This window comes from Mesorhizobium sp. M0001, assembly GCF_040324255.1.
In the GTDB taxonomy this organism is placed as follows: domain Bacteria; phylum Pseudomonadota; class Alphaproteobacteria; order Rhizobiales; family Rhizobiaceae; genus Mesorhizobium.
Genome location: NZ_JAMYVS010000012.1, coordinates 14,576 through 33,223, shown reverse-complemented (window position 1 = coordinate 33,223; position 18,648 = coordinate 14,576). Strand labels below are relative to the sequence as shown.

The window sequence follows — 18,648 nt, the reverse complement described above, 5'->3', positions numbered from 1 at the left end:
GTGAGGCGCAATCTCCCGCCTCGAGGGGGAGATGGCCGGCAGGCCAGAGGGGGTCGCCGCGCGTAAGGCGCTGACGTCCTCTGTCCGCGATAGGAAGTCGCGTCAGGACGTACCGACCCCTTCGGCGACATCTCCCCCTTGAGGGGGGAGATTACGCGCCCAAAAACTCGTTCGTGAAATACGCTCCAAAATCCGGCTTCTCCTTCAGAACCTTGCCATCGCCATCGAGCAATATGCCGGCCCTGAAGAGGTAGGTTCCGATCGCCTCGATCTTGGCCTTGTCGACGGTGCCGATGACGCCGGCATGACTTCTGAGGAAGTGCCCGTCGACGAGCATCTTCAGCGAAGCGTGGATCAGCGCCGGGTCGGTCAGCGCGTCCTTGTTGGACGCGATCAGCAGGTCGCCAGCCTCCTGCGGGTGATCGCAGGCAAACTGGTAGCCGCGCCGCGTTGCTTCGACGAAGGCCGATGCGGCCTTCGGGTTTGCCTGGAGATATGCATTGCTGGAGGCGATCAAGGTGGTGTGCTCGTCGGGCACGCCGTAGTCGGCGTAGCGGAAGCCGCGCTGCCTGACGCCTTTCAGCTCCGCATCGACGCCTTCCCAGGTCGAGACCTCCAGCGTGAAGTCGACCGAGCCGTTGGCCAGCGCCTCATAGGCCGAGGTGCCTAATGTCACCGTCTCGAAAACGCCCTTGCCACCATCGTGGCGGATGATGGTCGAGATCAGCGTGTTTTCCCAGGCGCTGCCGAAACCGCCATAGGTCAGGCCGTCAAGGTTTTTCGGGCCTTTGATCTCACTACGGTCCGCGTTGAAGACCAGCCGGCCGGTCTCCTGCTGGACCACGGCGTAGACCGCTTTGAGATCGGCGCCGGCAGCCCGCTGGGTAAACAGGCCGACGCCGGCAATGCCGAAATCGGCGATGCGGTTGGCGACCAGCGTGCCGGCGCCAGTATCGCCATAGGGCAGGATCTCAACATCGAGCCCGGCCTCGTTGTAGAATCCTTTGTCGCGGGCAACGAACAGGCCGACATGGTTGGTGTTGACCGTCCAGTCGAGCGCGACGGTGATTTTTTGCGCAGCCGCATGAGCGCGCGAGGCCAGCGGCAATCCGGCGGCCAGCGTCAGCAGCAAAGCCTGCCGGCGTGTGAATTCGGTCATGAAAAACTCCTTTGAGCGGTCTGCGGAAACAAGCCCCGGTCAGTCCCGGGATTGAGCAGCGTGTCGAGGATGTCGGCTTCGAGCGCGGCGGCCTGGCGCGCGGCATCGCTGCCGGTGGTGCGCGGGCGCGGCAGCGGCACGGCAATCTCGCCGATGATGCGGGCCGGCCGCGCCGACATCAGATAGATTCGATCGGAGAGGTAGACGGCTTCGCGCACGTCATGGGTGATCAGCAGCGCGGTCCAGCGGTGGCGCTGCCACATGCCTTCCAGCCAGCGCTGCATACCCGCGCGGGTCAGTGCATCCAGCGCGCCAAAGGGCTCGTCGAGCAGCAGCATGTCGCGCTGCTGCACCACGGTGCGCAAAAGGGCGGCGCGCTGGCGCATGCCGCCGGAAAGCTCGGCCGGCCAGGCGCGCTCGAAACCGGCAAGGCCGAACTCAGCGAACAATGGCGCAACGGACGCGCGCGCCTCGCGGCGCTTCATGCCCTGCACCTCCAGCCCCAGCGTCACATTGTCGATGACGCGTCGCCACGGCATCAGCGCGTCGCGCTGCGGCATGAAGGCGAAGGGGCTGCCCTGCAATGGTGCGCCGTCGAAGCGCATGTCGCCCTCGCCTTTCAGCGCGCCGGTCAGCAACTGGAACAGCGTCGACTTGCCGGCGCCGGAAGGGCCGAGGATGGAGACGAACTCGCCGGCCGCGACATGAAGCGAAATGCCGGCGAGCACCTCAAGCGCGCCGAAGTTCTTCCTGATGTCCCGGAGTTCGAGCCGCGTCATTGACGGTTCTCTTCTGCAGCTTCAACCTTGCCGTCGCGGCTTTCGCTCCCTGCATTCTCCCAAGGCATGGCGAAGCGCTGGACGAGCACCGCAATGGCGAACAAGACAAGCGTGAGCGCGGCGCTGACGGCGACCGCGGCGAGCACCAGATCGGGCCGAAAGTTGTTCTTGGCATTGAGCATGTAGATGCCCAGCCCCTTCGCCGCCCCCGCATATTCGGCGAAGATCGCGCCGACGACGGCGTAGGTGATGGAGATGCGCAGCCCGGCGAAGAAATAGGGCAGCGCCGAAGGCAGGCGCGCCAGCCAGAAGATGCGCCAGCGCCCTGCCCCCATGGTGGCGAGCATCTGCGAAATCGCCTTGCTGGTCGCGGCAAAACCCTCGACCAGCGCCACCATCATCGGGAAGAAGGTAACGAGCGCCACAAGCAAGATTTTTGGCATCAGCCCGAAGCCGAACCACAGCACGATGAGCGGCGCAATCGCGACCAGCGGCAAGGTCTGGCTGACGATCAGCAGCGGAAACAGCGCGCGGCGCAGCGGGGCCAAGAAATCGACCAGCGCCGAAAGCACGAAGGCAGCGACCAACGAGCAGGCGAAGCCGGCTGATGTGGCGCGGATGGTGGGCAGCGTGTTGTCGGCAAGGGCAGCGCGATGCTCCCAGGCCTGCTGCAGCACGCGCGACGGCGCCGGCAGCATGGTGGGCGCAGCGCCACCATAGCGGGCGTAGAGCTCCCACGCCGCGAGGAGCAGGGCGGAGGCGCAGGCGGCGGGGATGGTCTTGGCGATGGCTGCGGCTAATCTCCCCCCTCGAGGGGGAGATGTCGCCGAAGGCGACAGAGGGGGTCGTCTCGCATAGAGCGCCCACGCCTTGCCGATGCGAAAAGGACGTCGGCGCTCCACGCGCTGGGACCCCCTCTGGCCTGCCGGCCATCTCCTGCTCGAGGGGGGAGATTCGTGGGCATCGCGGTCTTCGCCAATCGCCAATGGCTCCCCTCCTCTTTGTGCTGAGGGGTCAGAGGCATCTCCTCCACGCAATGGGTCAGATAAACCAGCCACGGCAATATCCTCAAGGAACGACGCTTGAGCCGCGGCTCAGACGGCGCTCGGGCTGTTCGCCGAGATCGTGATGTCGAGGGTGACGTGGCCGGCGCCGGGGCCGAAGCGGCAGAAGGCCTCGTTGAGCGTGGCAAACACCGCACCGGCATCGCCACGCAATTTGGTGCAGAAGTTCTTTGAGCGCTCAAAGACGCCGGACTGTTTCAGGAAATCGATGCAGCCGTAGATCTCGTCCATATGGTCGCCCGTGCCCATAACGTAGAGCGAGAACTGCGCCGCCACCGGCTGGCCGGTCGACGGCGTGGCCTGGACAGCGCGGATCGCGGCGATCTTGCGCTCGTCCAGCGGAATGGCGGGGCCGCCGGTCTCGTCGGAGCGGCAGATCGGATCGTCGGGCTCGCCCGGACAGCCGCGCGAGACCGCCGCCGAAAGCACACAGTGCTTGCCGCTTTTGGCCGCCGCGACGAACAGGTCGCGCATGGCGGGAAACAGCACCTCGGGCGGCCCGACCATAAGGGTCGAGATGTCATCGGTTTCGATCCGCAGCCGGTCGCGCCAGGGATCGAGCGCGCCGAGCGCGCCGAGGATGACGCCGACGAAATCGTCGGTCATGGGATAAAGGGAAATCTGTGCGCCTGAAAACATCGCCCGCCTCGCTCCGCTGGTATTATCCAGATCAGCTTTAGGGTCCGAAGGCTTGCCGCCCTCATCTCAGCCCCGACGATACGGAGCACCCCTGTGGATGGGCGGGTTAAAGCACCGTTCGCGGCATTGGGGAAGCCGTTTGTTGAGGCACTGCGGGAAAGTGTTTTGGGCCAGACGTGCCGGGCGCCCGGGCGTTAACAGACGACTCGTCAGTTCGTTGCGTTATCGTCCCAACCGTACGAAATTGGCTTGACGCTCGTTCGTACATAAAGTACGATCTCTCTTTTCGCAGAGAGGAATGTCCTTGAGCACAGCGAACCATGTTGCTTTCGCCGATCTCTCTCGTCCTTTGCTGTCACCCCCGTCGTTGCCGCCGCCTTTATTGCCGCCGCCGTTGTTGCCCTTGTCATTCGATCAGTGCCAACGCCTCGCCGGGGCCTGGCGAATGGCCAGCCAGGACATCGCCGACGACATCCGCTTCATCCGCCAATATTTGAAAGTCGTTGCCGAGAAGGACGAGAGGCTGTCGACCGGCACCCTTGTTCACAGCCGCGCCTATGTCGAGGCCTGCGCCGGCTGGCTGCCACAGACTGTAACGCGCTATCTGCGCCACCTGCGCCAGATCACCGAATGCGAACTGGCCATGACAGCTGCCGGGATTCGCTTTGCGCTGTCGAGTTATGCCTGGGAGGCATGAGGGGCGGCTGTCGCCAAACACAAGGAATTGCGCTGCCCGTCGCAGGCGCAATTCGTCAGGTTGAGAGGCTCGGGCGCGCCTGAACGGCGGGCGCCAAGGATGGCCCGGCCAGCGAATTCCGGCCTTGCTTTATTTCGACTGGCCTTATTTCTGGCCTTATTTCGATTTGGCTTTGCCGGACTTTGCGGCGGCAGGCTTCGCGGCCTTTGGCTTGGCGGCTGCCTTGGCGGGCTTGGCGTCAGCTTTCTTCGCCGCCTTTTTGGGCTTGGCGACCGCGCCATCGACTTCAGCCGTGGCCTGCTCCCAGTGTTCCTGATGCGCGCCTTCAGGCCGGCCGGCCTTTTCCCAGATCTCGTGCGCGCGCTGGCGAATGCGGTCCTGTTTGTCGTCCGTCACTTAAGCCTCCGTGGTTGGGTCCGGTCGGTTGGTCCAGATTCCACGAAAACATTAGCCGAAAATTCGGCCGGCGTCTTGAGTGACGAGACATCTCAGCGCGGGTCGGAAATCACCGCAACGCCGAGCAGCGCCGCTTTCTTGACGATCAGCCCCGCGAGGTCGGCATCCGAACGATCGGTGCCGGTGCGCTCCCGCAGGAGCGCGATCGCTTCCTTCATCGATAACAGCGCCGTGTTGCGCTCGGCCAGCAACTTGTCGCAACACGCCGCAACATTGGCGGAGTTCGGGGTCTCGACATGCGGCAACATGGCAATTCTCCTTTCATCATGTTCGTCATTCGGCCCTGCCGCCCTTTTGGGAAGAACGACAGGGCCGTATCACCGATGAATGGTTAGGTTGTCGAGCGTTACTCGACCACCTCGACAATCCTGCGCGTGCTGGGGTCGACCAACACGGTATGGTTGTCGACGACGGCGTATCTGTACTGAACGTCGGGAACCTCCTGCAGCTCGACAGTGTCAGGCAAGGCAGTGCCGACATTCAATTCGACGCCGAGCAGATTGACCGAGGCAAGCGGATGTTTCTTTACGTACTGGTGCACGACCGTGCGCTGTTCCGGGGTGATGATCACCTGCTGCTGTGCCGGCTGCGTGACGATCACCTCGTCGGCGGCGGCAATGCCGATACCAGCGATCATGGCGAGCCCGGCGACGGCGGGAATAAGGATGGTTTTCATCTTCGTCTCCTGTCGTTGTTGGCGAGCTCCGCCGTGTTCCCGCATGAGGCGAAAACAGCGCAGATCGAGGTGGCGGGCTCCTGGAGGCAAACGCAGCCGGTACGGTCTTGTTCCGCAAGCGGAGACTAAATTGATCGGCTTCCCGGTCATGCCAGCAGAACCCGCACCCGCAAGATTCGCATTGAAGCACAATCCCTCAGGAGACCTTCGACATGGATGATGCACGGCTCCAATTCCGGTGGCGATTGCGGCCGGCGCCGGCATTGATCCGGTGACCGCGTCGCCCGGCCAAGACCGGAACCGACCGCCTTCGTGCCACGCCGTGAAGTTTCAAGCAAAAGGTCATTGCTTCGGCGGCTGCGCAGGCACCTCGCCAGGCTTGATCACCGGCGTCTTGCCCTGATCCGGCGGCGGCTGCGTCATACCCTGGTCACCACTGGGCGGCGGCTGCAGCACGCCGCCGCAGGGACCGAGCGTGCTGGTCGATTCGCCGCCGCCATTGGCGACCGGCGGCTTCTGACCATCGTCCTGAGGCTGCGCCTGGCAAGGCGCGGCAGGGCCGTGCTGGTCGCCATTGTCCTGCGCAGCCGCCGGGTCGGCCAGCGCCAGGAGCAGCACGCATGGGATGAGGGGGAAAGTCTTCATGGTCCAGCTCCTCTGGATTCATCTCCTTGGCAAAGCAGACTAGTCCTTGGCAAAGCAGACTGGCGGCAATTGGTTCCACGGAGATGGAGTGGTTGCCGGAACCTGACAGCCGGAAGTGAGTTCCACCTTCTCGACGCAAAGCCGCCCGGAGGAGGCAATCATGGAAGAACGAAACAGAAAACCCAATGACGGGGTCGAGGCGCCACCGAGCAAAAACGATGCCCGCGACAGGATCGCCAATGACGAGGTGGAAGCGCCGACGCCGCGCCGGCAGGATTGGGATGCGCTGCGTGGCGCAACGGTCCTGCCCGACGGAGCAGATGAGGAAAGCCTGCCGGACACCACCGGTGTCGAGAAGGAAGGCGAATTGCCCGAGGAGGATGACGACAACCCTACCAGGACAGTGACGATGCCTTGCCCGACGACGCCGAGGAAGCCGCCATTGGTCACGACCTGGCGAGGCGCGGCGGCCCGTTCGACGACGTGTAAGGCAGCGACCGCGGACTTTCGAGAGGTTTCCCGGGACGTCCACGCCGTCACCAGTTGGACCAAGGATGAGCTGAAGGCGATGCCGGAGCATCGGGATATTTCGAAGGATCCGGCTGGCCGGATCCTTCGTTTAAGCCGCCTTGGCGGTTTGGCTTAGCCCTTGTGGTCAAGGGCTGGACGGCGACAATCTCGGCACCTTCGACAGCCGAGAAGCACGAACGCGAAGCCCAATATTTCAAGCGCCGTCGAGGCCGCTCGCCTGAAATCTTCAAAGTGCGCAAGAAATCCCCGCCGCGGGCTGTGCAGACACGCTCCGGCATCGCGGCGCTGCGAACCGGGCCATCGACCGCCGGCACTTGGGTGCCGACGGGCTCTGACCTTCAATTCGACCCGGGATCGCCGAGCGCCTCGGTGACGAAGGACGCCGCGATCAGGTCGTCGGCGTCGAGGCGTAGGGAGCCTTCGACACCTCCCATGATGGCTGCGACCTTCTGGAAGGTCTGCATCTCGTGTTCAGTAACGCTGGCGTCTCGCATCCTGGCTTTCAGATCGGCGATGCGTCGGCCCAGGGAGGCCGACGTTCCGATTTCTCTGTTCGACATGGTGTCCTGCTCCTCCCCCAACCCATGCTGTGGACGTACTCAAGGCTGCCTATATATAAGGCAGCGCGAATACAGTCGCCGCAACGCGCGATATCTGGGAAGGTTCCGGCGCCAAATAGTCACGAAATAATACGTGGTGGGACTCGGGTATGTTAAGCGCCGACGCGGCGATAGACACCGCAGCAAGCGGCTGCGGCAATCGGCCTGGCCAACCCGTGTCGCGGGTCGCGAACGCGGGTCGGACTTTGATCGCCGCGCGCGAACAGTCAGCGAGAGGCCGGAACCACGCCGGACACCGAGCGCGCCGTTTCGGGCGAAAACACCACGAAAGCAAAAACCAGAACGGCAGCGGCGATAATGAGCGAGCCGCCGGCGACGATCGGTTCAAGCGCCGGGTTTCCCTGCAGCATCACATACAGCGCCGGCAGCATGATCACCAAGCCGAGAGTGTAGAGCCCGTAGTGGATCATGGCGACGCGACGCGCCGCCTTTTGCGGATTGAGCGCGTAGTAGCCGCCGAAGATGGCGCTCGTCACCCAACCGAGCAGATTGATATGCGCGTGCGCCGGAAAAGCGGCGTGGTCACCCGAGATCGCCATCTGCAGGCCGGCCGCAATCCCCAACATCAGGAACAAGATGGCAGTTTTGAAAAAGAGTTCTGAAACCCTCGGCATGTCATTTCTCCCCCTATGCGGTCTGCGACCGCTTGCGACCTGGAGAATACACCCACGCGCAGAACTTTTCCACGCCCCGGTTATGGGGCCATGCCTGCACAGCTTTTTGCACGCTGTTCGACTTTTCTGGCTGCCACAACCCGGCGCCGCCGCTACGGCGTCAGCAAGATGTCGGCGCCCGCTCGCTCGTCGAACACCACCGCGCAGCCGCGCCCCAGCGCCACTGCCGACAGCGCGTTGGCCACCGTCTCGTCCGGCGATACGAAATCACCGGTCAGCACTCGCAACTCCTCCACCGCCCTGGCCATTGACACGCAGTGCCCGGCAACGCGATCGCTCGTGCAGGCGTCAATGACGCTGACGAGGTCGATCATCTCGAACTGGCCCATACCGGCCTCCACAAAACAGCGTCCCGTCGCGGATATGAACGCCGAGGCGAGAGACAATGTTCCGCAGGTCCGATGCCCAGGCGGAGCACTCGACAGCCCGACCTGGAACGGGCCGGCCGGCGACAACCACTTCGCTTGACAATAGGCCCTGTTTGTTCTCTATTTGTTCGGCAAAAACGCCTCTCACAACAGACGCGGCTAATGCTGCAACGCCGCAAAGGGAACGGTCGGGATGGAGCCCACCATCCTGCATGCGGATCTCGACGCCTTCTACGCCTCGGTCGAGCAGCTGCTCGACCCGGCGCTCAGGGGCAAGCCGATCGCCGTCGGCGGCGGCGTCGTGCTTGCCGCTTCCTACGAAGCCAGGGTTTTCGGCGTGCGCGGCGGCATGCCCGGACGACGCGCGCGCGAGCTTTGCCCCGGACTGATCTTCGTCGGCGGCCATTTCGCCGACTATCAGCGGCTGGGCGACGCCGCCATCAAGGTGCTCGACGATTTCACGCCGCTGGTCGAGCGGATTTCCATCGATGAAGCCTTTGCCGATGTGGCCGGCTGCACGCATCTGTTCGGACCGCCGGCCGAGATCGCCGCCACGGTGCGTCGGCGCGTCCGGGCAGAGCTCGGCCTGCCGATCTCGATCGGCGTGGCGCGCACCAAGCATCTGGCCAAGATCGCCTCGCAGGTGGCCAAGCCCGACGGCCTGGTGGTGGTGATGTGGGGCGTCGGCCCGGCGACCAGAGCGCGGCTGGCCGAGATCGGCATCGAGACCATCGGCCAGTTGGCAAAGACGCATAGCGGGGCGCTGCGAAGGTTGCTCGGGCCCGCCGCCGGCGAAAAGCTGGCGTCGCTGGCATGGAACCGCGACCCGCGAAAGCTCGAAACCCACAGGCCGTCGCATTCCGCCGGCGCGCAGTCGGCGCTTGGCAGACGGCCGGCGCGTATCTTCGGACCCGTCCTGCTGCATCTGGCAGACCGGGTCGCCAGCCGGCTCAGGGCGAAATCACGGCCCGGACGCACGGTGACGGTGCGCGTGCGTTTCGCCGATCTGCACGCTGTCACACGCTCGCTGACGCTCGAGCAACCGATTTCGGCAACCGCGATGCTGGCCGAAATCGCCGGGGAGCTGGTGCGCGGCGTGGTGGCAGCCAACCCTCGGGAGAAGATCATCTCGCTGCTGGCGATCTCGGTGTCGCAGCTGGAAGAAAGTGCCGAGCTGCAGTTGGAGCTGCCGCTCGGGCTTGCCGATGAAAAGCAGCGGCCCGGCAGCAGGCAAGGCCTGGCGCGCTTTGGCGCCGACCGCGCCATCGACAAGATCCGCCAGCGCTTTGGCAGAGAGGCTGTCGGCTATGGCGCCGTGGCGCTGGAAGCCCGGCGCTCGGTTCCCGATGCCTTCCGCGAACTGGCGGAAAAGGAGCTTTGAGCACCGCCGCGACGGCCAGGCCAATGCTTACGCCGCACCCGAAGATAGTGCTGCATTTCCGGTCTGCCTGAGCAGGCCGACCAGCCAGGCCAAGCCCGCATCCATCAGCGCAACCTTCGGCACGATGCTGTTGATGTTGAAGTGGCCGAGCCGGATGGGCGCATCAACGCCGACGACACCGAAACGGCCGCCATACATGGCGAGGAACCGGCGCGGATAGGCCGATATCAGATCAGTCTGAGCAAGCACGGCCAGTCCGAACATAAAGTTGGGGACAGTCAGCGCGACGCGACGCGACAGGCCGCGTTCAGCCAGCACCCTGTCGACAAACCCGTTCGGATCGCCATTGTTCGAGACGACCATATGCTGCACGCTGCAATAGGCGTCGAGGCACGGATCGCCGGCGAAGCGGTGGCCGGCGCGCATGGCGACGACGAAATCCTCCTCATAGAGCTTGTCGACGGTGAAGCGTGCCGGCAGGCCGTCGAACGGAATCACCGCGACATCCATGGCGCGCGCTTCGAGTTCGGCGACACAGTCGCTCCAGGCAGTAGTGGGCGACGGTTCACCTTGGCGCGGCAGCAGTTGCCGGATGCCGATGTCGATGCCGGGGGCCAAAAAGCGGATCTGGTCGAGCAGCGGCGGCAGGAGCACGGACGATACCGCATCCGGCGCACCGATGGTGAAGCGGCGCGTCGAGCGGGCCGGATCGAACGGCTCGGCGCTGGCGATCACCCGGCGCACCCGCGCCAGGATCTCGGCCACCGGTTCGGCAAGCTCCGTTGCCCGGTCGGTGGGCACGACGCCGCGCGGCGTCTTCAGGAACAACGGATCGCCAAGCAGCTTGCGCAGCCGGCCAAGGCCATGGCTGACCGCCGAGGCCGACAGGTTTAGCCGCTCCGCCGAGCGACCGACATGCCGCTCCTCCATGATGGCTTGGAACAAGACCAGCAAATTGAGATCGGCGCGCGCCAGGTCAATTTTGTTCAGCATATTCCTGAAATCATATCACTGGATTCAGCAGAGTAAAGTTGCGAATGCCTTCTTCGACGCGAAGACGGTGGTGCCGGTTTCGTCGGCACTCATTCAGAGAGGAGCAAATCCATGCCAAACTTTCCCAATTCGGTTCTGGTCACCGGCGCCTCCGGCGCCCAAGGGTCGGCCATTGTCAGCGCTTGCCGCGCCGCCGGCGCCACGGTGCGTGTCCTGTTACGCAAGGGCTCGCCCGATCCGTTCGGCGATGGGGTCAACATCGTGCGCGGTGATCTCGCCGACCCCGGCCGACTGGCCCTCGCCTGCCTCGGCGTTGATGCGGTGGCGCTGACCTTGCCGGTCGGTGCAAGCCCTGAAGAGATCCTGCGCTACGGCCGCAACATTGCGGATGCGGCGCAGCAAGGCGGCGTCAAGCTTCTGGTGTTCAACACCAGCGGCCATGTGTCGGGCCATTCCGGCACGGCGGTGATGGACGCCAAGGCCGAACTCATCGACTACATCAAGACGTTCGGCCCGCCATCTATCGTCCTCAAGCCGACGCTGGCCATGAGCAATATCGCGGCGCCCTGGAGCGCGCCGGCGATCATGCATCAGGGCGTCCTCGCCTATCCGCTGCCGGCCAACTTCCAGACCTCCTGGATCTCCTGGCAGGATATGGCGGCCTACGTGGTCGAAGCGCTGCGGCATCCGGAGCTTGCCGGTGCCAGCTTCGACATTGGCGGGCCGCAGGCGCTGACCGGACCGGAGATGGCCGTCATCCTGTCAGGCATTGTCGGCCGCGAAGTCAGCTATTATCCTGTGCCGCTGGCGGACTTCGCCGCCGCGCTCGAAACCATGCTCGGCAAGGACGCCGCCGAACAGACTGCCGCCAGCTATGCCTGGATCCACAACCAGAAGCAGACCGTGCTTGCCGTCGATCTCGGCCAGACGACCCGTCTGCTGCCGTTGAAGCCGACCTCATTCGCCGAATGGGCAAGAGCGCTGGACTGGGCGGCACTGGCCGGCGATGCGAAGGCGGCCTGACAATGGACGCCATCGCAACCGTCGAACCGGGCGGCCTCGCAGCCCGGAAGAATGTGCCGGATGCCGCTGCCGCCGTGGTGGGCTTCTGGTGGCAGGCAGGACCTGCCGCGTGGTTCGCCAAGGATGCGGCCTTCGACCGCGAGTTTCGCGATCGCTTCCTGCGGCTGCATGAGGCCGCAGCGCGCGGCGACTGCGATGGCTGGATGGCGACGCCCTACGGGGCGCTGGCGCTGATCCTGCTGCTCGACCAGTTCCCGCGCAACGCCTTTCGCGACACGCCGCGCATGTATGCCAGCGACGCGAAGGCCCGCGCGATCGCTACTGAGGCGATCGATGCCGGGTTCCAGCGGATGGTCGATCCCTCGCTGCGGCTGTTCTTCGGGCTGCCCTTCGCGCATTCCGAAGCGATTGCCGACCAGGACCGCTCGGTGGCGCTGTCGCGCGACATCGGCCCGTCCGACCTGAAGCGGGCCGAACATCACCGCGACATCATCCGCCGTTTCGGACGTTTTCCGCACCGCAACCCGATCCTCGGCCGCGCCATGCACGCCCAAGAACAACGCTTTCTCGATGAAGGTGGATTTGCGGGTTAGAGCATGATTCCAAAAAGCGGGTCCGGTTTTTGGAAAAGATCATGCTCCAACAAAGGGTTAGATCATAATGAGATTGCAACCAAATCTCATCATGATCTAGTGCATCGGGACCGAGAAAACCCGGGGCGGGACGACGGCGCCGCGAAGGTTGACAGTGCCGATCCGTCTGGCATTATCGCGTAAGCTTGGAGGATTCACTATGAAGAAAACCTATTCGAAGCCTGTTCTGGTCAAAAAAGGCAAGCTTTCGCAGGTTACGGCGCTCGCCAATGGAGCGGGTTCCGGCCCGATCGAGTGAAGTCGTTGAGTCGGACTGTCGCCTGATCTGGCGGCCTCGCCTGACACTGGAGATGCGGCATGAAGAAGACCTATTCGAAGCCGGTGCTGGTCAAGAAGGGCAAGCTCTCGCAGGTTACAGCCGACAATGGTAACGGCTCCGGGCCGGTCGCCGTCTAGCAGCCGATTATCCGACGCCTCGTGCCGTCTGGCCGGGAACAGGGCTTTGGGTGCCCGACGTGGAGAGTGGAAAATGAGGAAGACCTATTCCAAGCCGGTGCTGGTCAAGAAGGGCAAGCTCTCGCAGATCACCGCGAACGGCGCTTCTGCTCCTATTCCGGGCTAAACTCGTTCCCCGGTAGATCGAGATCCTCCTGGCAGAGTCGGGCGGCTTGATCGTTTCCGGAGCATGATCTCCCGCAGGCGGCGGGACCGTTCAGCGCACAACCACCAGATCGTCGAGCACGAGCTGCCAATAGTGGCTCGTGGAGAGGCGCACGCGCGTCACCGCCGCCAGCATCGGCGCATAGTGGACGGGCGCCAGTGCCGACAGGACGATCGTGTCGCTGGCGATCAGCCGGTCGCCAAGCCAGCTCTCGACCAGTGCGGTTTCGCCTTCGGACTTCAACCATGCCGCTGTCAGCATCACGGAATGGAACCCGAACGGTTTGTCGCTCGAGAATTCAGCCGGGTGTCCGCTGCTCGTATAGCAGACATGGTCTCCCGAGATATTGCCGTTGACGTAGCCTTCGCTGCCTTCGGTATGATCGCGCGCCAGTGCGTTCAGGTTGAACCAGGTCAACCCGGCATAACCGGACGGCACCTTGCGCAGGCCGCGCGTCGTGACATCGTCGAAACCGATGGCCTGCAAGGACGCGGCGCTGTCGACAGCCGCGTTCTCGGGCGACAGCAGGCCGAGCTCGGTCGGGTAGGCCGACAAGGCCAGTCGTCGTTCCATGCCACCGCCGGTGATTTCGATCGCGTCGGCGTCATCGGGCAGATCGAGACGGAAGCCAGCGCCAGCACTTAGCGGATGCACCGCCACCTCTTGCCCTTTCGCCATCACCGAGATGCTCGTCGAAACACCGTCCGCTACGCGGCCGCTGAGCCGGCGTATCGCAAACAGGCCGACCGGCTGCAGCATTGCGTCCGACACCAGCCCGGTGGGCGAGCCTGGCAGCGGCCGGAGGTGCTGCGACTGTACTTCGTTGGCGCTGCTCGAGCGCCAGCCGGGCGGCAGAGACACGGTGAAGCGGTAGCTGCCCGGCACATGGATGAGCGCGGCCCGACGTTTCGTCGACGCCAGGAAATTGGCAAAGCCGCCGCGATTGCTCCGCGCCGCGGCGACGAAGCGGCCGTCGCCATCATGCAGTCTGACCATGATGCCGGCCATCGGGCGGTCGCCGAGCCCGTAGCGGCCGTCGCGATCGGCATCGAAATAGACAAAGGTCGAATGATTGAGCTTGCCGTGGTTGCCCGACCAGTCGCGGCGCACGGCGTAGTCGTTGGCCGGATCTTCACGAAGCCGGGCTCTGCGACGAGACCGCGCCAGCCGCCAGGCGAGAGCCGCAACGACAGCGGCGAACCCGACAAGGAGTATTGCCTTGATCACGGACGGCTCAAGCAATGCTGTCGGCCCTGCTCATCTGAATCTCCTGCGCATACATCGATCCATATATCGATGCTGCGGGCGCTTGAGCAACCGGACACGGGATCGGCGGACCACGGCATCGGCGTCACATACCCATTTCAGGCAACTATTCCGGCGACGGCACCGGCGGCTTGGTGGTCAGCGCGGCTCCGAAGGCGGCGACGACCACGGCGGCGATGCCCGCGCATTGCAACGGGCTCAGGATCTCGTGCAGGAACAGGAAGCCGGCCAGCGCGCCCAGCGCCGGCTCCAGACAAGTCAGCGTGCCGTAGAGCCTGGCCGGCATCCGGGTCAGCGCCACCATCTCCAGCCAGAACGGCAAGGCGCTGGAGAACAGCCCGACCAGCAGCGCGCTGACCAGGATCGCGGGTGCGATCAGGCCGGTACCCGCCTCGGCGAGGCCGAACGGCAGGGCGAGAGCAGCGGCAATGACCAGCCCGTAAGCCGTGGTCTGGCTGCCAAGCTCGGCGCCCGCCTTTTGCGCAAAGACGATGTAGAGCGCCCAGCAGCCGCCGGCGGCCAGCGCCAGCATCACGCCGATCGGGTCGAGTGCACTGCCGGAGTGGATGAAGGGCGACAACAGCAATATGCCGGCAACGGCCAGCACCACCCAGACGAAGTCGGTGGCGCGCCGCGACGACAGCGTCGCCACGAGCAGCGGGCCGGAGAATTCGAGCGCCACCGCGACGCCGAGCGGGATTCTGGCGAGCGCTGCATAAAACAGCAGGTTCAGCGCCGCGAGGTTGACGCCATAGGCGATGAGCCAGGGCAGCACGGCGCGCGACGGCCGCACCCGCCACGGCCTCAGCACCGCCGCCAGCATCAGCGCGCCCAAGGCCAGCCGCAGCGCCGTGGTGCCGTTGGCGCCGATCAGCGGAAACAGGCTCTTGGCGAAGGTGGCGCCGATCTGGATCGACACCATGGCGCCAAGCAACGCGCCGATCGGCAAGGCCTTCGCTTCAGCTGCGGCAATCGACGTCGACGTCAATTCCAGTCCCTCTCCACGCGACCAGCCGGCCGTAGCGCAGGCTGGAGATAGGGATAAAGGGCCTGGCTGTCGTGTGGCACGAGCGGGCTGTTGATAGGGCAAGGGTGGGAGGCGAACGCCGACGCATTTCCTCTCCCCCGTCGATCGGGGGAGAGGTGTCGAGCGTAGCTCGACGGAGTGGGGGTCGACCGTTCATCCGCCTGATTGCCTGCTTGCAGGCGTTTCGCGCTCGCTTCCGTCGCTCCTGTTTTGCGGCGACCGTGGGTTTCATGAGCGCCTTCCCCCACTCCGTCGCCGCTTCGCGGCGCCACCTCTCCCCCCTCCGGAGGGAGAGGAAAAGAAGCTAGCTCGCCAGCCCATACACCAGGCTCACCCGCCCATCCGACAGCTGGCCGACCTGGCGCAGTTCCAGTCCGTGCCGGGCGTGCACCGTGCCGAACAGCGCCTTGCCTTCGCCGGCGAGCAGCGGATAAACGATGAGCCGCATTTCATCCACTAGCCCCGCCCCGATCAGGCTGGCGGTGATGCTCGCGCCGCCCATGAGGTAGATGTCCTTGCCGGGCTCGCGCTTCAGCGCCGCGATGTCGTCGAGGCTGCGCAGGAAGCGCGTCGAGGCCCAGGCGGCCGAAGTCATGGTGTTCGACAGCACATAGTGCGGTGTCTTGGCGGCAAAGCGCGCCCATTCGAGTTCGGCCGGGTCGACCAGTCTGCCGGTCATCGGCAATGGCTGGTCCGGCTCGTTCTCAAGGATCGCGCTCCAGTAGCGCTCATAACCGGCATACATGACGCCGCCGAGCAGGCAGGCGTCGATCTCAGGCATCAGGCCGTATTCCTCCGACCAGTTGTCGACCCAGTCGGCAAAGCCTTCGGGGCCTTCCATCTTGCCGTCGATGGAGATCTTCATTCCGGTGATCAATTTACGCATGACTTCCTCCTTCGGGCTTGCGGGATGCAAGCACGTTGCCTGGTTTCATTTCCGCTGGCGCGCCGCGGTGTCTGGCGAAGGCGCGTGTTTCGCCGACCCTTGCGCCGGCATCCGGCGCAAGGGATCGATGGTGCCCGGTTGGGCCGGGCGATGCGTCAGGTCAGGTCAGGCCGGCAGGCGCCGGTCGTATTCCGCCACGATACGGCTAAAGCTGTCCCAGAACGGTTCGGGCTTCTCGGCCGCCACGCGGGCAACCAGGAGGTCGAGATGCACGTGCCAGCCTGCGGCATGCATCATCAGGCTCGAGCGGTCCGGCAGGCGGCGGTGGACCAGGGTGAGCAGGACGTCGTCGCCGCGCTGCGCCAATTCGAACGTGACATTGCCGCTGCCGTTCCAGGTGATGGTGAGCTTACGCGGCGGGTCGCACTCGACGATCTGGTTGTGCATCCGCTGCTCGCCGCCACTGAAGCTGGCCGGCCTCACGCCGGGCGGGTCGGTCAGTTCGTCGTTGCGCCAGACCAGCTCGAAGGAAGAGCCTTCCTCCATCTCCATGTCGCCGGCCGCCAGCCATTGGCGGCGCAGGTCGCTCTGCGTCAGATATTCCCAGACGCGCTCCCTGGTTCCGGGCAAAAGCCGTTCGATCCTCAAAGTGGCCGGCTGGATCAGCTGGGCGTAGCCGTCGAAGCTGTTCATCTGATTCATCGGTCGTCTCCCTCGGATGATGTTGGCTTGGATGATGTTGGCCTGGGTAATTCCGGCTTGGATGGTTCTGGATTTGCCGGTGCCGGCGTTGTCTGCGTCGTCGACGTTTTGCGCCCCGCCTCCTCGCGCAAAAGCTGTTCGAGGACATCGAGGCGGCTGTTCCAGAAACGCGCGTATTGGCCGAGCCACTGATAGGCGGTGGCCAGCGGGCGGGCCTCGAGGCGGCAGACATGGGTGCGCCCGCGCACTTCGCGCCGGATCAGCCCGGCATGCTCCAGCGCCTTGATGTGCTTGGAGGCGGCGGCCAGCGACATGGCAAAGGGTTGAGCCAGCTCGCTCACCGTACGCTCGCCGCCGGCGAGGTGGTTAAGCATGTTCCGGCGCGTGGCGTCGCCAAGGGCGTGAAAAACCTGGTCCATCTGGGGCGTCTCTAATTCAACCATGTAGTTGAATATAGAGGCGAGATTTTAGATAGTCAACTAGTTGGTTGAATGTGTTTTGGGGAGAGGCGCTGGCCCCCTACCTCCCCCTTGTGGGGAGGTCGGACCGTAGGTCCGGGTGGGGGTACTAGCGCTGACCGTGGGGGATGTGGATTTCCTCTTCCCTCACGAAAGTCTGGGAGAGGAACCCAAGATGGCGGAGGTCCGCGCAGACCCCCACCCCGATCCGCTTTGCGGATCGACCCTCCCCACAAGGGGGAGGGTAAAGTGCCCTCACCCAGCCATGGCCAGCGGCACTGCGCTCTTGTTGGGGATCTGGATGTCGATCTCCAGCGTCGACATGGTCTCGCCGCGGTCCATCGAGACTTGCAGATAGTCCTGGTCGATCTGCACATGCTTGGCGATCACCGCCATGATCTCCTCGCGCAGGATGGAGACGAGATCGGGCTGGCTGCGGTTGCGGCGCTCATAGGCGAGAAGCACTTGCAGCCGTTCGCGCGCCACCGGCGCGCTGGTGCGCCGCTTGAAGATGTCGAGCAGGTTCATGCCGCCCTCCTTCCCAAAAGACGATCGAGGAAGCCCTTGCGCTCGAAGGGCACGATGACCGGCAGCTGTTCGCCCTCGAGCCGCTTGGCCGCGTCGATGTAAGCCTTGGCAGCGGCATTCAGCGGCTCCGACAGCGTCACCGGCGAACCGAGGTTGGAGGCGCGCAGCACATCCTGGCTTTCCGGAATGATGCCGAGCAGCGGCACCGACAGGATCTCCAGCACATCGTCGATCGACAGCATTTCACCGCGCGCGGCGCGTCCCGCATCGTAGCGCGTGACCAGCACATGCTTGGCGATCTGCTCGCCCTCCTCGGCGCGCAAGGTGCGGGAATCGAGCAGGCCGATGATGCGGTCGGAATCGCGCACCGACGACACTTCCGGATTGGTGACGATGACCGCCTCGTCGGCAAAGCGCATGGCGAGCTGCGCGCCGCGCTCGATGCCGGCTGGGCTGTCGCAGAAGACATAGTCGAACACCGAGCGCAGCTTGCCGATGACCTCGGCCACGCCCTCCTCGGTCAACGCATCCTTGTCGCGCGTCTGCGAGGCCGGCAGCAGGAACAGCGTCTCGACCCGCTTGTCGCGGATCAGCGCCTGCGACAGCTTTGCCGAGCCCTGGATGACGTTGACGAGATCGAACACCACGCGCCGTTCGGCGCCCATGATCAAATCGAGGTTGCGCAGGCCGACATCGAAATCGACCAGCGCCACCTTCTTGCCGGTCTTGGCGACCGCCGCCCCCAGAGCCGCGGTAGAGGTCGTCTTGCCGACGCCCCCCTTGCCCGAGGTGACCACCACTACCTTGCCCATCAATAAAGCC

General features: G+C 64.5%; 27 protein-coding genes and 1 riboswitch. Of the genes, 8 read left to right on the top strand and 19 right to left on the bottom strand.

The annotated features are described in order from the left end of the window. Nucleotides 1-151: 151 nt before the first annotated feature. The 4 genes from NKK50_RS25870 to NKK50_RS25855 form a co-directional block, all read right to left on the bottom strand. On the bottom strand, nucleotides 152-1,159 hold the full coding sequence (locus NKK50_RS25870; RefSeq protein WP_023834724.1) for an ABC transporter substrate-binding protein: 1,008 nt from the start codon (nucleotides 1,157-1,159) through the stop codon (nucleotides 152-154). Further along, nucleotides 1,156-1,938, bottom strand: a complete 783-nt coding sequence (locus tag NKK50_RS25865; RefSeq protein ID WP_023705167.1) for an ABC transporter ATP-binding protein — start codon at nucleotides 1,936-1,938, stop codon at nucleotides 1,156-1,158. The genes NKK50_RS25870 and NKK50_RS25865 overlap by 4 nt, the downstream gene beginning before the upstream one ends. Next, nucleotides 1,935-2,777, bottom strand: coding sequence for an ABC transporter permease (locus NKK50_RS25860; RefSeq protein WP_023689011.1), 843 nt, complete (start codon nucleotides 2,775-2,777; stop codon nucleotides 1,935-1,937). The genes NKK50_RS25865 and NKK50_RS25860 overlap by 4 nt, the downstream gene beginning before the upstream one ends. Before the next feature lie 255 nt (nucleotides 2,778-3,032). Next, nucleotides 3,033-3,641: a YkoF family thiamine/hydroxymethylpyrimidine-binding protein gene (locus NKK50_RS25855; protein ID WP_023670364.1), complete on the bottom strand. Its 609-nt coding sequence runs from the start codon at nucleotides 3,639-3,641 to the stop codon at nucleotides 3,033-3,035. After that, nucleotides 3,632-3,744, bottom strand: a riboswitch (TPP riboswitch). (Overlaps the previous gene by 10 nt.) Nucleotides 3,745-3,945: 201 nt before the next feature. Here NKK50_RS25855 and NKK50_RS25850 point away from each other — a divergent pair. Continuing rightward, nucleotides 3,946-4,338 carry a hypothetical protein gene (locus NKK50_RS25850; protein WP_352544042.1) on the top strand — a complete coding sequence of 131 codons (393 nt, stop codon included), beginning with the start codon at nucleotides 3,946-3,948 and terminating at the stop codon, nucleotides 4,336-4,338. A 156-nt stretch (nucleotides 4,339-4,494) separates the two neighbouring features. Here NKK50_RS25850 and NKK50_RS25845 read toward each other — a convergent pair whose 3' ends face one another. The 4 genes from NKK50_RS25845 to NKK50_RS25830 form a co-directional block, all read right to left on the bottom strand. Further along, complete coding sequence (locus NKK50_RS25845; RefSeq protein ID WP_023684825.1) at nucleotides 4,495-4,734, bottom strand: DUF2934 domain-containing protein; 240 nt, start codon at nucleotides 4,732-4,734, stop codon at nucleotides 4,495-4,497. 92 nt (nucleotides 4,735-4,826) lie between these two features. Beyond that, on the bottom strand, nucleotides 4,827-5,042 hold the full coding sequence (locus NKK50_RS25840) for a hypothetical protein (RefSeq protein WP_023670360.1): 216 nt from the start codon (nucleotides 5,040-5,042) through the stop codon (nucleotides 4,827-4,829). 98 nt (nucleotides 5,043-5,140) lie between these two features. Further along, nucleotides 5,141-5,470 (bottom strand): DUF1236 domain-containing protein, encoded by a 330-nt coding sequence (locus NKK50_RS25835; RefSeq protein WP_023670359.1) that lies wholly within the window; start codon nucleotides 5,468-5,470, stop codon nucleotides 5,141-5,143. A gap of 342 nt (nucleotides 5,471-5,812) precedes the next feature. After that, nucleotides 5,813-6,115, bottom strand: a complete 303-nt coding sequence (locus tag NKK50_RS25830) for a hypothetical protein (RefSeq protein WP_023684824.1) — start codon at nucleotides 6,113-6,115, stop codon at nucleotides 5,813-5,815. 115 nt (nucleotides 6,116-6,230) lie between these two features. Here NKK50_RS25830 and NKK50_RS31395 point away from each other — a divergent pair, with 115 nt between their 5' ends. Then, nucleotides 6,231-6,761, top strand: coding sequence for a hypothetical protein (locus NKK50_RS31395; protein WP_502902424.1), 531 nt, complete (start codon nucleotides 6,231-6,233; stop codon nucleotides 6,759-6,761). Between the two features lie 223 nt (nucleotides 6,762-6,984). Here NKK50_RS31395 and NKK50_RS25820 read toward each other — a convergent pair whose 3' ends face one another. From NKK50_RS25820 to NKK50_RS25810, 3 genes are all read right to left on the bottom strand, one after another. After that, nucleotides 6,985-7,206, bottom strand: a complete 222-nt coding sequence (locus tag NKK50_RS25820; RefSeq protein ID WP_023670355.1) for a hypothetical protein — start codon at nucleotides 7,204-7,206, stop codon at nucleotides 6,985-6,987. A gap of 266 nt (nucleotides 7,207-7,472) precedes the next feature. Next, nucleotides 7,473-7,880 (bottom strand): heme-copper oxidase family protein, encoded by a 408-nt coding sequence (locus NKK50_RS25815; protein WP_023693868.1) that lies wholly within the window; start codon nucleotides 7,878-7,880, stop codon nucleotides 7,473-7,475. A 152-nt stretch (nucleotides 7,881-8,032) separates the two neighbouring features. Beyond that, the gene (locus NKK50_RS25810; protein WP_023670353.1) at nucleotides 8,033-8,269 is read right to left on the bottom strand and encodes a hypothetical protein; all 237 of its coding nucleotides are present in this window, start codon (nucleotides 8,267-8,269) and stop codon (nucleotides 8,033-8,035) included. Between the two features lie 232 nt (nucleotides 8,270-8,501). On the opposite strand from NKK50_RS25810, the gene NKK50_RS25805 reads away from it, so the two are divergent. Beyond that, nucleotides 8,502-9,689: a Y-family DNA polymerase gene (locus NKK50_RS25805; RefSeq protein WP_352544041.1), complete on the top strand. Its 1,188-nt coding sequence runs from the start codon at nucleotides 8,502-8,504 to the stop codon at nucleotides 9,687-9,689. 27 nt (nucleotides 9,690-9,716) lie between these two features. On the opposite strand, the gene NKK50_RS25800 is transcribed toward NKK50_RS25805, so the two are convergent. Then, nucleotides 9,717-10,682 (bottom strand): LysR family transcriptional regulator, encoded by a 966-nt coding sequence (locus NKK50_RS25800; RefSeq protein ID WP_023702929.1) that lies wholly within the window; start codon nucleotides 10,680-10,682, stop codon nucleotides 9,717-9,719. Between the two features lie 111 nt (nucleotides 10,683-10,793). Here NKK50_RS25800 and NKK50_RS25795 point away from each other — a divergent pair, with 111 nt between their 5' ends. The 5 genes from NKK50_RS25795 (at nucleotide 10,794) to NKK50_RS25775 (ending at nucleotide 12,920) form a co-directional block, all read left to right on the top strand. Then, on the top strand, nucleotides 10,794-11,705 hold the full coding sequence (locus NKK50_RS25795; RefSeq protein WP_023834727.1) for an SDR family oxidoreductase: 912 nt from the start codon (nucleotides 10,794-10,796) through the stop codon (nucleotides 11,703-11,705). Nucleotides 11,706-11,707: 2 nt separating this feature from the next. Beyond that, nucleotides 11,708-12,298: a DUF924 family protein gene (locus tag NKK50_RS25790; RefSeq protein ID WP_245271482.1), complete on the top strand. Its 591-nt coding sequence runs from the start codon at nucleotides 11,708-11,710 to the stop codon at nucleotides 12,296-12,298. A 199-nt stretch (nucleotides 12,299-12,497) separates the two neighbouring features. After that, complete coding sequence (locus NKK50_RS25785) at nucleotides 12,498-12,596, top strand: hypothetical protein (protein WP_023670351.1); 99 nt, start codon at nucleotides 12,498-12,500, stop codon at nucleotides 12,594-12,596. Nucleotides 12,597-12,655: 59 nt separating this feature from the next. After that, nucleotides 12,656-12,754: a hypothetical protein gene (locus NKK50_RS25780; RefSeq protein ID WP_023684816.1), complete on the top strand. Its 99-nt coding sequence runs from the start codon at nucleotides 12,656-12,658 to the stop codon at nucleotides 12,752-12,754. Nucleotides 12,755-12,827: 73 nt separating this feature from the next. Next, nucleotides 12,828-12,920, top strand: a complete 93-nt coding sequence (locus NKK50_RS25775) for a hypothetical protein (protein WP_023689018.1) — start codon at nucleotides 12,828-12,830, stop codon at nucleotides 12,918-12,920. 90 nt (nucleotides 12,921-13,010) lie between these two features. Here the strand turns inward: NKK50_RS25775 and NKK50_RS25770 are convergent, their stop codons facing one another. From NKK50_RS25770 to minD, 7 genes are all read right to left on the bottom strand, one after another. Next, on the bottom strand, nucleotides 13,011-14,186 hold the full coding sequence (locus tag NKK50_RS25770; protein WP_352544040.1) for a hypothetical protein: 1,176 nt from the start codon (nucleotides 14,184-14,186) through the stop codon (nucleotides 13,011-13,013). 145 nt (nucleotides 14,187-14,331) lie between these two features. Beyond that, nucleotides 14,332-15,213, bottom strand: a complete 882-nt coding sequence (locus tag NKK50_RS25765; RefSeq protein ID WP_023711860.1) for an EamA family transporter — start codon at nucleotides 15,211-15,213, stop codon at nucleotides 14,332-14,334. A gap of 343 nt (nucleotides 15,214-15,556) precedes the next feature. Beyond that, nucleotides 15,557-16,138, bottom strand: coding sequence for a dihydrofolate reductase family protein (locus NKK50_RS25760; protein ID WP_352544039.1), 582 nt, complete (start codon nucleotides 16,136-16,138; stop codon nucleotides 15,557-15,559). Nucleotides 16,139-16,303: 165 nt separating this feature from the next. Further along, complete coding sequence (locus NKK50_RS25755) at nucleotides 16,304-16,840, bottom strand: SRPBCC family protein (RefSeq protein WP_352544038.1); 537 nt, start codon at nucleotides 16,838-16,840, stop codon at nucleotides 16,304-16,306. Continuing rightward, entirely contained in the window at nucleotides 16,837-17,283 is a 447-nt protein-coding gene (locus NKK50_RS25750; RefSeq protein WP_352544037.1) for an ArsR/SmtB family transcription factor, read from the bottom strand. Before NKK50_RS25750 ends, NKK50_RS25755 begins: the two co-directional genes overlap by 4 nt. Nucleotides 17,284-17,553: 270 nt before the next feature. After that, nucleotides 17,554-17,826, bottom strand: coding sequence for a cell division topological specificity factor MinE (minE, locus tag NKK50_RS25745; protein ID WP_023684809.1), 273 nt, complete (start codon nucleotides 17,824-17,826; stop codon nucleotides 17,554-17,556). After that, nucleotides 17,823-18,638 (bottom strand): septum site-determining protein MinD, encoded by an 816-nt coding sequence (gene minD / locus NKK50_RS25740; protein WP_023670342.1) that lies wholly within the window; start codon nucleotides 18,636-18,638, stop codon nucleotides 17,823-17,825. The genes minE and minD overlap by 4 nt, the downstream gene beginning before the upstream one ends. Between the last annotated feature and the right edge of the window lie 10 nt (nucleotides 18,639-18,648).

Coding starts and splice junctions, on each gene's coding strand:
- NKK50_RS25870 (WP_023834724.1), bottom strand. CDS start 1,159: ATGACCGAATTCACACGCCGGCAGGCTTTGCTGCTGACGCTGGCCGCC.
- NKK50_RS25865 (WP_023705167.1), bottom strand. CDS start 1,938: ATGACGCGGCTCGAACTCCGGGACATCAGGAAGAACTTCGGCGCGCTT.
- NKK50_RS25855 (WP_023670364.1), bottom strand. CDS start 3,641: ATGTTTTCAGGCGCACAGATTTCCCTTTATCCCATGACCGACGATTTC.
- NKK50_RS25840 (WP_023670360.1), bottom strand. CDS start 5,042: ATGTTGCCGCATGTCGAGACCCCGAACTCCGCCAATGTTGCGGCGTGT.
- NKK50_RS25835 (WP_023670359.1), bottom strand. CDS start 5,470: ATGAAAACCATCCTTATTCCCGCCGTCGCCGGGCTCGCCATGATCGCT.
- NKK50_RS25830 (WP_023684824.1), bottom strand. CDS start 6,115: ATGAAGACTTTCCCCCTCATCCCATGCGTGCTGCTCCTGGCGCTGGCC.
- NKK50_RS25820 (WP_023670355.1), bottom strand. CDS start 7,206: ATGTCGAACAGAGAAATCGGAACGTCGGCCTCCCTGGGCCGACGCATC.
- NKK50_RS25815 (WP_023693868.1), bottom strand. CDS start 7,880: ATGCCGAGGGTTTCAGAACTCTTTTTCAAAACTGCCATCTTGTTCCTG.
- NKK50_RS25810 (WP_023670353.1), bottom strand. CDS start 8,269: ATGGGCCAGTTCGAGATGATCGACCTCGTCAGCGTCATTGACGCCTGC.
- NKK50_RS25805 (WP_352544041.1), top strand. CDS start 8,502: ATGGAGCCCACCATCCTGCATGCGGATCTCGACGCCTTCTACGCCTCG.
- NKK50_RS25800 (WP_023702929.1), bottom strand. CDS start 10,682: ATGCTGAACAAAATTGACCTGGCGCGCGCCGATCTCAATTTGCTGGTC.
- NKK50_RS25795 (WP_023834727.1), top strand. CDS start 10,794: ATGCCAAACTTTCCCAATTCGGTTCTGGTCACCGGCGCCTCCGGCGCC.
- NKK50_RS25790 (WP_245271482.1), top strand. CDS start 11,708: ATGGACGCCATCGCAACCGTCGAACCGGGCGGCCTCGCAGCCCGGAAG.
- NKK50_RS25785 (WP_023670351.1), top strand. CDS start 12,498: ATGAAGAAAACCTATTCGAAGCCTGTTCTGGTCAAAAAAGGCAAGCTT.
- NKK50_RS25780 (WP_023684816.1), top strand. CDS start 12,656: ATGAAGAAGACCTATTCGAAGCCGGTGCTGGTCAAGAAGGGCAAGCTC.
- NKK50_RS25775 (WP_023689018.1), top strand. CDS start 12,828: ATGAGGAAGACCTATTCCAAGCCGGTGCTGGTCAAGAAGGGCAAGCTC.
- NKK50_RS25760 (WP_352544039.1), bottom strand. CDS start 16,138: ATGCGTAAATTGATCACCGGAATGAAGATCTCCATCGACGGCAAGATG.
- NKK50_RS25755 (WP_352544038.1), bottom strand. CDS start 16,840: ATGAATCAGATGAACAGCTTCGACGGCTACGCCCAGCTGATCCAGCCG.
- NKK50_RS25750 (WP_352544037.1), bottom strand. CDS start 17,283: ATGGTTGAATTAGAGACGCCCCAGATGGACCAGGTTTTTCACGCCCTT.
- minE (WP_023684809.1), bottom strand. CDS start 17,826: ATGAACCTGCTCGACATCTTCAAGCGGCGCACCAGCGCGCCGGTGGCG.
- minD (WP_023670342.1), bottom strand. CDS start 18,638: ATGGGCAAGGTAGTGGTGGTCACCTCGGGCAAGGGGGGCGTCGGCAAG.